This is a genomic window from Corynebacterium qintianiae (assembly GCF_011038645.2).
Taxonomy (GTDB): domain Bacteria; phylum Actinomycetota; class Actinomycetes; order Mycobacteriales; family Mycobacteriaceae; genus Corynebacterium; species Corynebacterium qintianiae.
Genome location: NZ_CP064955.1, coordinates 462,673 through 475,551, shown reverse-complemented (window position 1 = coordinate 475,551; position 12,879 = coordinate 462,673). Strand labels below are relative to the sequence as shown.

General features: G+C 60.0%; 11 protein-coding genes and 1 pseudogene. 11 read left to right on the top strand and 1 reads right to left on the bottom strand.

The window, feature by feature from the left end; genetic code table 11:
• The first annotated feature begins 55 nt into the window (after positions 1-55).
• Positions 56-217, top strand: coding sequence for an RNA helicase (locus G7Y29_RS02400; RefSeq protein WP_165004913.1), 162 nt, complete (start codon positions 56-58; stop codon positions 215-217).
• A gap of 8 nt (positions 218-225) precedes the next feature.
• Here the strand turns inward: G7Y29_RS02400 and G7Y29_RS02395 are convergent, their stop codons facing one another.
• Complete coding sequence (locus G7Y29_RS02395; protein WP_196820191.1) at positions 226-882, bottom strand: polysaccharide deacetylase family protein; 657 nt, start codon at positions 880-882, stop codon at positions 226-228.
• On the opposite strand from G7Y29_RS02395, the gene G7Y29_RS02390 reads away from it, so the two are divergent.
• The 10 genes and pseudogenes from G7Y29_RS02390 to G7Y29_RS02345 all read left to right on the top strand — a co-directional run bounded on the left by G7Y29_RS02390 (position 788) and on the right by G7Y29_RS02345 (position 12,879).
• Positions 788-1,162 (top strand): hypothetical protein, encoded by a 375-nt coding sequence (locus G7Y29_RS02390; protein WP_196820222.1) that lies wholly within the window; start codon positions 788-790, stop codon positions 1,160-1,162. The two genes, G7Y29_RS02395 and G7Y29_RS02390, sit on opposite strands and share 95 nt — an antisense overlap.
• Before the next feature lie 401 nt (positions 1,163-1,563).
• Positions 1,564-2,322 (top strand): GTP pyrophosphokinase, encoded by a 759-nt coding sequence (locus G7Y29_RS02385; RefSeq protein ID WP_249399783.1) that lies wholly within the window; start codon positions 1,564-1,566, stop codon positions 2,320-2,322.
• Positions 2,323-2,623: 301 nt separating this feature from the next.
• Positions 2,624-3,374: pseudogene (locus tag G7Y29_RS02380) on the top strand (IS6 family transposase).
• Between the two features lie 695 nt (positions 3,375-4,069).
• A complete protein-coding gene (locus tag G7Y29_RS02375; protein WP_165005169.1) occupies positions 4,070-4,504 on the top strand; it encodes a hypothetical protein in 435 nt (144 codons plus the stop codon).
• A gap of 2 nt (positions 4,505-4,506) precedes the next feature.
• The gene (locus G7Y29_RS02370) at positions 4,507-4,803 is read left to right on the top strand and encodes a transcriptional regulator (RefSeq protein WP_165005167.1); all 297 of its coding nucleotides are present in this window, start codon (positions 4,507-4,509) and stop codon (positions 4,801-4,803) included.
• A gap of 276 nt (positions 4,804-5,079) precedes the next feature.
• Positions 5,080-5,739 (top strand): IS6 family transposase, encoded by a 660-nt coding sequence (locus G7Y29_RS02365; RefSeq protein WP_249399782.1) that lies wholly within the window; start codon positions 5,080-5,082, stop codon positions 5,737-5,739.
• Between the two features lie 125 nt (positions 5,740-5,864).
• On the top strand, positions 5,865-7,112 hold the full coding sequence (locus tag G7Y29_RS02360; protein ID WP_249399781.1) for an LGFP repeat-containing protein: 1,248 nt from the start codon (positions 5,865-5,867) through the stop codon (positions 7,110-7,112).
• Between the two features lie 81 nt (positions 7,113-7,193).
• Positions 7,194-8,096 carry an AbfB domain-containing protein gene (locus tag G7Y29_RS02355; RefSeq protein ID WP_165005107.1) on the top strand — a complete coding sequence of 301 codons (903 nt, stop codon included), beginning with the start codon at positions 7,194-7,196 and terminating at the stop codon, positions 8,094-8,096.
• Positions 8,097-8,102: 6 nt separating this feature from the next.
• Positions 8,103-11,885 (top strand): HNH endonuclease, encoded by a 3,783-nt coding sequence (locus G7Y29_RS10920; RefSeq protein WP_283248420.1) that lies wholly within the window; start codon positions 8,103-8,105, stop codon positions 11,883-11,885.
• A 13-nt stretch (positions 11,886-11,898) separates the two neighbouring features.
• Positions 11,899-12,879: an SMI1/KNR4 family protein gene (locus G7Y29_RS02345; RefSeq protein WP_165005104.1), complete on the top strand. Its 981-nt coding sequence runs from the start codon at positions 11,899-11,901 to the stop codon at positions 12,877-12,879.

Sequence of the window (12,879 nt, the reverse complement as noted above, 5' to 3'; positions counted from 1 at the left end):
TGCCGCGTGCGGGTTGCGCCGCGGAGTATGATCCGCGAAAAGAAGGGAGTGAATCATGACCGAGGAAAACCCGCAGTCCCGCTACGTTCCCAAGACGAGCAAGCCACCAACTGCCGGCCAAATTGCCGCCGCGAAGTTGATTGTAAAGCGCGATCGGGAGGGCAAGGGAAAGGTCAAGATCACTCCCAAAATTGAGTACTTGGCAAACTACTCGTAGTTCGGCTCCTAGGGGCTCCGCGCCGGGGCGGCACCTAGTCTTACGAAGGTGTACCCCGCTGCGCGTAGCTGTGGGATCGCAGCAGCAACACCGCTGGCTGTACCGTGAGCTGGCTGATTCATGTGCAGGATGGCGATGGAACCTGGTGCGCTGCGCACCAGGTTCTGCGCCACCTGAGGGGCGGATAGTGTCGCCCCGGCATCGCCATTGACTGCAAACCCGGCGATGGATACACCGAGGTCCCGGGCAATCTGCACCGCGGTGTCGTCGTAGTGCGCGGTTCCCGAGCGAAACCAATTGGACTCCACTCCCAGGAATTCCTTCATGAACTCGCGGTTGTCTTCGATCTCGTCGATCAACTCGGCGACGCTGGCCGTGCCAGGGATGCCGTAGGCCGCGCGGCCGTTCACCGACAGCGGCTTGTGCGCGGTCCCGTGATTCTCTATCTGGAACAGCGGATTGGCCGCGATTTCCTGCGCCCGGCGCGGGTTTGCGTCGATCCAGCGCTTGTTCCAGAACAGCGTTGCCGACACGTTGTGCTGCTGCAAGGTGGTGAGTAGTGATTCATCGATGAGCGAACCGTGCGGCCCTCCGCACGCGTCGAATGTGAGGGCTATCGTTTTGATCGGCGAGGCAACTGTTTGCTCGATTCCCGGCAGCGCCATCCCCCACGCGTCGGGAACGGCGTTCGCGTACCGCTGGGCGACCGCCTCTCGCGTGGGCGTGGGCGCGGGTGTGGCGAGCGTGGTCGAGACGGACCACGACGTCGCCGCAATCGCACTCGGCGTGAACGCCGTCGTGGACGCCGGGGGCGCCACCCCTGCGCCGCGGCTTCCGGGCACGGCGCAGGACGCCAGCATCCCGGCGGCGCCGGCCAGCGGCATCGCGAGCCCCGCGGCGAGTATGCGGCGCCGGCTCAGCGAGGGTTCTCCCATGGGCGCTTAGTTTATTGCGCATGTGCGAGAATTGCGTAGTACAGAGCGAATGCAGGGAAAATACGCCCTTTGTTTGTGGGCCACACCTCGTGCCTGGTTTTGCTGGGGTGCCAGATTTTCTCGTCTCCGAATCACCAACTCGAGAACACACCGAATTGGAGGCCACAGTCACACTTTCGAGGTGTGTGGTTTGTGGGGGAAATTGACGTTTAACCGCTGGGGTTCTCGAATATGGTCCACCGCGGTCCGCCTAAACACGCCAGCCGAATCGAAATGAGACCAATCCCGAAACCCTAAGATAGAGCCGAGCTTTCAACATCGCACTAACTTTCAATCGCGGGGCAATCAATGATCACACCGGGGGACAAAACTAGTTTGTTGGGCCAGTCTCCGCCGTTTTCAAAGTCCCGAGTGGACAAGCAGGCCAAACTGTGGCGAGATGGCAAACCATACGACGTTGATGTAATCGACGAATTCCTCGCTTTCAACGCCGGGGTAATCGAGGAGCTGATGACTCTCACGGATTTGACGATCGGTAGTTTTATTATTCCGATTTCAAACGATACCGGCCTGCAGGTCACACCAGACTCGAACGCATACCTCCTCACTTCTCGCGTCAAAACTAAGGCCACTTTGCTGCAGAAATTGAGAAGAATGAGCGAGACACCGCTGACGAACATTCACGACATTGCGGGAATTCGATTCGATTGCGACCTCACTCTCACTGAACAGACGAAGGTCGCTAAAGCCTTCGCCGAGGGATTTGAGATGAGTGGAGCGAAAAAAGTTGAAGTCAAAGATCTGCGCAATTCCCCGCACTCGGGATACAGAGCAGTTCACCTCCATATTCGATTTGAAGCCGGGAGAGCAGAGATGCAAATAAGGACTGCGTTGCAATCCAAGTGGGCGAATCTGTACGAAGAAGCTGCGGACATTCTCGGGAGGGGTATCCGGTACCTGGATGAGGGAGAGTCAGTGCCTCCAGGTGCTGAAGCGATCGTCGACAACCTTCAGGGTGCGTCTTTGCTGGTTGAACGTGTTGAGGAGCTTTCAGACACCGAAAAGGTGTCGAGAGATCCGGAGGTCAAGAAACTTCGTGGAGAGGTCTATGGCATGCTTGAAAGCATCCATGGGAACCTCAAAGAGGTCAGGCTCGAGTTTGGCGAATAGGGAGGGGTTGATCGTGACATCGTTTCTTATTAAGTACCAGCGACGTACGGGACATCTCGAAGTCGAGTCCTACGCATCACTGCGCACGGCTACGCAGCAGCGCCTGAAGTTAGACCGGAGCAATACCGATCCAGATTTAGAGATCGTCGCAGTTGCGAGCGAAAGTGAAGAACACCTGAAAGTTTCGCACTCGCGATACTTCTCGGCTCTCTAGATAGCGCCTATTTCCTCAAAACCCATAGTCATCGGTGCTGTTGCAAAGTTGGGGCAGTAGGAAGAGCGACGTGGAATAATCAGAGCCATGGGTATCTTCTCCGGTCGGCATTTCCCCCGTGACATCATTCTGTGGGCGGTGCGGTGGTACTGCCGCTACGGGGTGAGCTACCGCGATCTGGAGGAAATGAAGACCGAGCGGGGTGAGCTACCGCGATCTGGAGGAAATGATGACCGAGCGGGGTGTGCCGGTCGATCACACCACGATCTACCGCTGGGTGCAGAAATACGCCCCTGAGCTGGATAAGCACACTCGGTGGTACCGGCAGGTACCCGACTGGCAGGCCAGTTCCTGGCGGGTGGATGAGACCTATATCCGGGTCGGCGGCACGTGGTGCTACCTCTATCGGGCTATTACCGCCGGTGGGCAGACCCTGGACTTTTATCTCTCTCCGAAGCGCAATGTCGCGGCGGCCAAGCGTTTCCTGGCCAAGACGCTGCGATCGAATACGACAGCCGGGTCCCCGCGGGTCATCAACACCGACAAGGCACCAGCTCTGGCCAAGGCAATATCCGAGCTGAAGTCAGAGGGAATCTGCCCTCAGACGGTGGAGCACCGGCAGGTGAAATACCTGAACAACGTTCTCGAGGGAGATCATGGCCGGTTGAAACGAATCCTGGGACCGAAGGGGGCGTTCAAAAATCGGACGTCTGCCTACCGGACGTTGAAAGGGATGGAAGCGATGCACTCATTGCGGAAAGGTCAGGGCACGATGTTTGCTTATGGGCACCCCAATCCGGACGCGGTGATCGTCAACCGGGTCTTCGAGACGGCCTGAGAACGCCCACACGCAGCGGCCATCAGGGAATGAGAAACTGAGTCTTCGCGGCTCTCCGCCCAACTTTGCAACAGCACCTCTATAGATGACACGCAACAGTCCACGCATTCAAGGAGTAAACGCGAGCAGGCGCAATACCCCGAAGATCTAACACGACGCGAAACTTTAATTTCGCACCGCAAGGGCATGCGCGGCAATCATGGCCGCACCCATGCCCACCAAAAAGAGAGCGCCGTAGGCCCGTACACCCCACCACCAGGAGGTGAGCTCACCGTCGGGCAACAAGAAAATCACTGCACACGCCACCAGGGCGAGCCCGACGGAAAGTGCCGGGGGGCGAAAACGGGTCTTTCGGCCTTGCATGACACCCTCCCTACGACGCGGACGAACCCTCACACTACGTCACTACTTTCCCACAAGAAAGCACCTAGCCCCCTGACCGTGTCACACTCTCCCTCGCCCCCATACGGCCAGTTGGGGAGCGGGCAACGTTTTCCCGGCCCGCTGAGACGGGGCCCGGGGAAATCCGCCCCTCCCGCACGAGCCCGTAGGGGGCCGCGCCCTTCTTGGGGCAAGTCTGTACGGCCCACGAAAACTGGACGACCGCAGGCGATTGACATCGATCCAAACGTAAAGTATTTTCCATATTAGAAAGTTTATTCCGATCTTTCACACCCGCGAGAAAAGAGATCCCCATGAACCCCTCACCGGATGAAGCCCGCGAGATGATCGCCCGCGCCGATGCCCTGTCACGCAACGCCGCCCGATTCCCCTTGAGCTGGGTCGGCTACACCATGCTCTGCGCCATCGGACCGCTCTACCTCCTGTCCACCTACCTCTCCGGGCCCACCCCTCCGGCCGTCATCTGGGCTGTCATCGGCGCCTGGCTCATCGCCGGCGTCCTCTTCTCGGTGGGCTTCGGAATGCTTTCGCGCCCCACCCCGAAAGGTTTCGGCACGCGGTGGGCTGTCATGATCGCTCTCTGGTCCGCCGCATGGGTCTTCTCCGTCGCCGGGCCCGACATCACCACCAGCACCCAACTCGTTGCACAAAGCCTGATCTACCTCGCCCTCGCCGCAACCGGCCCCCTCTGGGAGCTCATCACCCTACACAACCAGAGGACGAAATAACCATGGCGCATCCCCGAAACGAACTCGATCCCGTACTGGCCAACCCCCTGCGCTTTTCCCTCCTCGCCTCCCTGTCCAACGTCGTGGACATGACCTTCAAAGAACTGCGCGACCACCTCGACACCACCGATTCCACCGTGTCGAAGCACTCCACAGCCCTGGAAGAAGCAGGTTACATCCGCATCAAGAAGGGATTCGTGGGAAAGACCCCGCAAACCCGGCTATCCATCACCAAAACCGGCGAGCAGGCCCTCACCCACCACCTCGCCACCCTCAACCACATCGCCCAAGGCGGCTAAACACGACTCCATAAGACATCCCCCACGGTCTTACCGCGGGGGATGTCCCCTTTTTAGGGATTGGACCGAAGGTCGCCCACAAGCGAGCCGGCGTCCACATCCAAAGCACCCGCGGGGGCAACGATGTTGACCAGGGCGATGTTGCGCTCCCCACGCTCTACGGAGCTGACAGGTGCTGTTGCAAAGTTGGGGCAGTAGAAAGACCGGCGTGAAATAATCAGAGCCATGGGCATCTTCTCCGGTCGGCATTTCCCCCGTGACATCATCCTGTAGGCGGTGCGGTGGTACTGCCGCTACGGGGTGAGCTACCGCGATCTCGAAGAAATGATGACCGAGCGGGGTGTGCCAGTCGATCACACCACGATCTACCGCTGGGTGCAGAAATACGCCCCTGAGCTGGATAAGCACACTCGGTGGTACCGGCAGGTACCCGACTGGCAGGCCCGGTCCTGGCGGGTGGATGAGACCTATATCCGGGTCGGCGGCACGTGGTGCTATCTCTACCGGGCTATTACCGCCGGTGGGCAGACCCTGGACTTTTATCTCTCTCCGAAGCGCAATGTCGCGGCGGCCAAGCGTTTCCTGGCCAAGACGCTGCGATCGAATACGACAGCCGGGTCCCCGCGGGTCATCAACACCGACAAGGCACCAGCTCTGGCCAAGGCAATATCCGAGCTGAAGTCAGAGGGAATCTGCCCTCAGACGGTGGAGCACCGGCAGGTGAAATACCTGAACAACGTTCTCGAGGGAGATCATGGCCGGTTGAAACGAATCCTGGGACCGAAGGGGGCGTTCAAAAATCGGACGTCTGCCTACCGGACGTTGAAAGGGATGGAAGCGATGCACTCATTGCGGAAAGGTCAGGGCACGATGTTTGCTTATGGGCACCCCAATCCGGACGCGGTGATCGTCAACCGGGTCTTCGAGACGGCCTGAGAACGCCGGCACGCAGCGGCCATCAGGAAATGAGAAACTGGGTCGTCTCGGCTCTCCGCCCAACTTTGCAACAGCACCGTACAAAACTTGTCGCTGCGGCCACCGCAACCATCACAGCATGCACATTGACCGTTGCCCCCGCCCCGGCAGACGTGTTCCACGGCTACTGGATCGGCGGCAGGATTGAGGAGACCTACCACCGCCTCGGTGGATGGGGCAGGTTCGGGGATGCCACCACACCCGAAAGTGTCTCCGCATGGAACGGCCGCTTCCAAGTCTTCCAACGCGACGCCTCCATCTACTGGCACCCCAACGTCGATGGCGGCACCGCCCACCAGGTGGGCGGTCGCATCCGTGACAAATGGGGCGATCTCGGGTGGGAAAACGCTGCCCTGGGCTACCCCGTAACCGATGAGTTGCAAACACCTGACGGTGTGGGCCGGTTCAACCACTTCCAGGGCGGATCAATCTACTGGTCGCCGAACACCGACGCACACCAGATCTGGGGCGGAATCCGCGACAAATGGGCGGCGCAAGGATGGGAGACCGGGCCGTTGGGCTACCCCACTACCGATGAGTTGACCACCCCGGACGGAAAAGGCAAGTACAACCACTTTCAGAACGGATCGATCTACTACTCGCCTGCTGGCGGGGTGCACACTGTTAGCGGGAAGATTCGTGACTACTGGGCCAAAGCCGGCTGGGAGAAAAGCCCCCTCGGATTCCCGTCGTCGGATCCGTACACCGCCGGCGGCGGGATAAAACAAAACTTCATCGGTGGTTCCATCCAAGCATTCGAACCCACCGGGGTAGCCCTGGAAAAGTTCGACAACAAGGCCTACTCCAGCTACCGGCAGGTCTACCCCCTTTTCGCAAAAGAAGACCTTCCTCGCTGGCACGCCGCGGGCGCACACCGCGAACTGATTCAGAACATGGACAAGTACTTCCCGTTGACGGGGTGTCCGAAAGAAATCACCCAGGGCGCGGTATGCACCCTTAGCGGTGTCGGTGGGCGCAGCGGAAAAGTCACCGTTGACCGTATCTCGGATACCGGATTCACCCTAAAAACAGCCGCCGACCACCCCGAGGGCGCTGGTCGCCTGCTGACCATCCGGTTCGACGAGGTCACCGCCCCACCGGCGGATGAGAAAAACCTCGTCTTCGACACCGCCGACATCAAAACCCGCTACACCGGATCGAACAAAACCTGGATCCGCCTCATCGTCGAATCCTCCGGACCGACAGCATCCACCCAGGTACAAGGACCGTTTAGCTCCGAGCACATCGGCACGCAAATCTGGGGGCCGTTCGCAAGCACCCTGCGCACCACGCTGGATAAATCCACCACCACCTACGTCCCGCTGACCCCCTAACCCCGCACACACAACCATCTCACCCCTCCGGTTCCGACCGCCCACCCCTTTTACCCGCCGAGACGAAAGACACCCGCCATCATGCACACTCGCCTGCCCCGCTTGGCGCACGCTGCTGTCGCCGCAGCAGCAGCCCTGATGACCACCGCCGCGTTTACTGCCCCTGCACTGGCACAAACCACCGTCGACACCATCGCCGGTGACGGCGGGTTAACCCAGCAAACCTGCGGGACGCAACCGCAACAAATCCGCGTCGACTCGTCATCCGTGCAAGGCATGTCCGCCTGCTTTGGGCTCACAGCACCCACGGGGTGGGTCGCGGTCAACATCACCGGCTCCTACGGCGTAGTCAACAACCTCACCGTCCCCGTTGCCGTGGCCTTCAAACTGCCCGACGGCGCCGTCTACTTCCAACAGACCATCCAACCTGGCCAGGTCAAAAGCGTTGATGTTGACCGCCGTGGGTCAACCATCGTCGAGCTGCAAGTCACCCCCGTGGCAACCTCCACCGGCACATCCACCGCCACGTTGACACCGACAGCCGATAAATCCAACGTCATCACCCTGCGCAGCGCAGGAAAACTAGCGCCCGGACGTGTCCTGCGCATCAGCTGGGCAGGAGTGGTGTTAAGCGCACTGGATCGCAATAGTGGGTTCAACGACCGACTGGATGCATCCTTTACTGTTGTTCCTGCTCTCGACGGCACACAATGCGTCTCCTTAGAGTCCGCCGCCTACCCGGGAGTCTTTCTGACAATGAGCACCACAGGAGCGGTGCAAACAGCAACCAACCCCGCACCAAAATCCGCGACCTGGTGTGCCAGCGAGGCAACAACGACACCCACCGGGGTGCATCTGGCTAACGCCTCAAACCAAACCCGCCTCCTTGCCGCCGCAACCGGTGGAAAAGTCACCACCAGCACCACACGCAGCCTCGAAACTGTGTGGTTTAGCGACCAGGCCCTCGCACTGCCCGGAAAGTAGAATCCCATGTTGCCATCCCATATGCGCACCGGACGAGTCCGCCTGTGGACGCATCGTTTTCTCACAGGATCACTGGTCACCGCGATCGTGGCATCAACCTCCCAGGCCGATGCCATCGCCCAGGACGAAGCACAGCGACTGTCCGAGGAGATCACTGCTTCAGCTGAAGCACGTTCGTTTGCTGTCAGCATGCTCGATTCCGCGTTTCCCGCCTCACGCGAAGCTGCAGTAGACGCCCTGAACGGCTCCGAGCGGAACTGGTCGAACTACGTCGATACAGGGCGCGAGATTGCACAGCAGCAGGACCTGCGCAGCATCATGTCCACACTGTCATCTGTTAGCGGGCCAACGGTGCAGGACCGCGCCAACGAACTTCTCACCTCGGGCACCACCGAACAGATGGGTGAGTTCATCGAGTCAGGATGGCAACAAGCCCAAGCACAAGACGACCGTGCAACTGCATGGGAAGCCGCCGAAGCCCCCGAGGGCTCCACTCTAAAAGCAGCCGCTGACGAAGCACTGCGGATCAACACACCGGACGCGCTCGCCGAGTTCGCGGCCACAGGGCAGGAAACAGCACGCGCGCATGACCGCCGGCGCGAAGTCTACGAGCTGACGAACTCACCACTGCCGACAGTTGCGGCCAATGCCGCGGAAGCACTGCAGGTGGGAACAGATACCGCAATCGAGGGGTTCTTACGCTACGGCCAGTTCGTCGCGGCAACCCAAGATGCCGAAAAGATGGACATTTCCCAACTTGTCGAAATGGCCATCACAGAAGCTGAAACCGCCACAAACGAAAACAACAAAGCGTGGACACAAGCCGATCGTGCCGCGCGCGCAGCCGAAGCGGCCCGCATTGCCACGGAAAAATCCCGCGATGAAGCACTCGCCGCCGACGCCGCCCAAAACCGGGCCGGAAACGCTGCAATTGCGGCAGGTAACCTCGCCACCCAGTCAGCGCACGTCGCCGATCAGGCAGTAGCCGCCTCCCAGGAGGCACGCCAAGCACTTAGGCAGACAGCCGATGCTTTGTCCCGTGCTGCCTCCGCCTCCGCGCGCGCCCAAGCCGCCGCAGCGGCGGCAGCCTCAGCTGCTAACGCCGCAGCATACGATGCAGGTTCCGCTGCGGCAGCGCGCCGCGCTGCTGAACAGGCACGCAACGCTGCTCAAGCCGCGCAGCGATCCGCCGAAGCATATAACTATGCCTCCCAAGCCGCAGGCTATGCCCAATCCGCTGGACGCGCCGCAGGATCAGCGGCAGCAAACGCTGACGCCGCCGCAGCAGCAGCAACCAACGCCGCCAATGCGGCAGGAGTCAGTGAAGCCGCCGCGGCCGAAGCCCGAGCCGGCGCGGCCCGTGCCCGCAACGCCGCGGCCCGAGCCCGCAACGCCGCCAACCAGGTAGATTCCCTTGTTGTCCAGATTCAGGGCCTGGTCGAAGAGGCAAAAACCGCCGCACGCGACGCTGCCGACCACGCACGCAGAGCCGCCGACGCCGCCGACGCCGCCGCTCGCGAAGCGGGAAATGCACGCTACGCCGCCACATTTGCTGGACAACATGCCCAGGCAGCAGCCGATGCAGCAGATAAAGCACGCCGCAACACAGACCTCGCGGTCAAAACGCATCAGATTGCAAACGTAAGCGCCGACCAACGCCTCGAAGACGAACGCGCATTCCTGAAAGATCAAGCCCTCGCAGCACGCGACGTTCAAGACGCCCAAGATAACGCCGCGGCTGAAGAGCGCAAACGCCGTGACGACCTCACAGCCCGCATGGAGGCGCTGACCCAGTCACTTCCTGACAGCGAGGACAGCTTTGCCCCCACCGATCAATCTCTCGGTGATATCCGTCAACTCGCGCTTGCTGCAGCCCAAGTTGGATCCCCCGCTGTAGCGGGAGCGGCGAAAGTAGCCCTCGAAGGCAATACTGACGACGACCTCATTGACTTCGCCTTCTACTCCTATCCCGACGCGGTCGCTACTGATGACCTCAACGAAGTCAGCTACATCGCCCTGCACGACCCGGATGAAAACATCCGCGCCGCCGCCGACGAAATGGGCTACGAGGACGACACCACAATCGCGCGCTTTCTCAACGACGAGCTTCCCCAGATGCGCCTGCCCGGTCTCATTACGCAAACCTGGCAACTGCGTGAAAGCGCCGGACCAGCCACGCAAGCCGCCGCGGACGAGGCACTGCGCACCAACACATTTGATGCCCTTAACACCTTTGTCAACGGCGGTGGATACGAACAAGCCCGCTACACCGACCAGCTGCAGGAAGCCTACGCCCTGACACAATCCGGAGGGAAAGAAGTCGCAATCGCCGCCGAAGCGGCAGTAACCGGCGACCGTGCAGGTCTCAATGAATTCATCACCATCGAGCAATACCGCCGCGCGATGTACGACCACCAGCGCGACGCCCACAACGCCGATATTGACGCGCTACTCGAACTCGGCAAAAACGCGGCCCTTACCGCCTCCCAGCAAGCCGCCCAAGCACAAGAAGCCCACCAACGCGCCCTGGGGTCTGCAGCCCAAGCCGACCAGTACGCACAGCAAGCGCAGCAATGGGCAGGACAAGCCCAACAATCAGCACAACTCGCCCAAACCCACGTCGCCTCCGCGCAACAAGCACTAACCTTCGCCAAACAACAGCAACAACGAGCCCACGACGCTGCGGCCTCAGCCGAAGCCGACGCAGCCCAAGCAACCGACAACGCCGATCAAGCCACCGCATATGCCGCCACCGCCCGCACCGCAGCGAACAACGCCGCAGCCTCCGCCTCAGCCGCACGCCAATCCGCCAACGCGGCCAGCCGTGATGCCGCCGCTGCATCACAAGCCGCCAACGATGCCTACAACGCGGCATGGCAACTCGAGCTATCCGAACTCGAGCAAGCCCGCTCCGCAGCCGCAGAAGGACTCATCACCACCGAGACGCAAAGCTCCCTCGAGAAAATCCGCAACGCGATCGGAAAAGAAAACCTCGATCTTATACTCGACCTCATCGGGGTAAATGACGTTCTTAAATGCTTCCGCGGACAAGTGAGCGGATGCATCTGGGCAGCAGTCGGGGTTGTACCCTTCGGCAAGGCAGCGAAAATCGCCAAAGCCATGCCCGCCATCCGCAGGCTAATCGCTAAAGCCGGCGACATTAAACACGCGTTCAGTAATTCACATGTCACAAAAGCGCTCAACGAAGCGCTTATCCCCGCCGCCTGCCGCATCAGAGGAACCATCGCCCACACCGCAGGAACGCCTACCTACACCCCTGCGATCTACCGCCCTACTGCTGGGACCACAAGCCTCTACGCAACAGCCGCTTCACAATGCCCAATCCCATCCACAGTGCAAAAGGTCGGACTTTCCAACCGTAACCCGATAAATGCCCAGTTCGCAGGCGGACCTTATAGGAACAATGACCCTAAACAACTTCCCCTAAAATTCCAGCAGGAGTATCCGGAGGGTGTCCGCATCAGCCCGAGAGGATTCCCTGAATTTACTAGGTACCGGCACCCTTACAACCCGGAAGTAATGACAGGAAGAGCAACGGACACAGACCTTAAGATTAAACCCACCGGAGACAGCCAGAAAGATATAAGAGCAGCGGATAAGGAATTGGGGATCACCGAAGCATATCGCAAGAAATACGAGCTTACATGGCACCATCATGAGGACTGCGGGCGCATGCAGCTCATCCCGACATATCTGCATGATCAAGTTAGGCACACAGGCGGCATGGCTGTCTGGCCCACGTTGCCTAACTGGCCCAACTGCACGTAAGGAGAAAACAACAATGACCTTTTCCAAATTCTTTTCTGAAACCGCTGAACCAGCCGACAATGCCCGCCTCACGGCAATCGAGCATGCCATCGGCCGGGCACTACCCGACGACTACCGGGCCTTGATCAAAGAAACCGGCGGCGGCACCCTCAAACTCGACAAGTGCGTCATGCCGGGCCTCCCCGAAGGGGTCGGAGGCCTGGCAACCGACGACATCTTCGGCAACGGCAGCACAAGTACTGGCCGCGCCCTCGATCTGGCCACAGACGCCACCTACCTCATGGAGGAATGGGAAATCCCCGCAGAAGTCCTCCTGTTCGCCACCACCGAAGACGGCATGCACAACTGCTTCGTCATCAACTATGACCTCCCCGACTACCCCACAGGGGTTATTCTGCACCTCGACACCGACCCCGGCGGGAAAATGACCCAGGTCGCCGACTCCGTCACCGACTTTCTCACCAAGCTCGAACCCTACGACGACAGCTATGCCGAGGGCGCCAACCCAGACGCGGACCAAGAAGGCAAGGGTATTGAGGGTGTGTGGCACGGAAAGCTTTCCGACGACCTCACCCGCGCCATCGCCGCAACCCCCACCCCCGACATGGAATACTTACTGCGTAAAGCAGTCGCACCCCTGGCAAACTCATTTGGTCTCAGCATGATGCATAACAGTAACGAGGGGAGGCGATTTCAAGACCTTCTTTACTGGGTGGCGCAACACGTCCAACCGCACCCAGATCCGCTGACCTACATGGGACTAAGCACCACCACTCTCACCCCTAACATGTACACGTTGATCGGTAGATCCTTCCTCGCCGACGGTCAGAAATATGGCTTCATTTGGAACCAGCCCACCGTCGAATGGTGGTGGAAAATACGAGTCGAATACAACATCATGACCAAGACCCCCGCCGGCTACATCCTCGACGAGGACTACATCAACACCATCATCGAAAACCTCCGCAAAGAAGACCCAATAACCGAGGTCTAA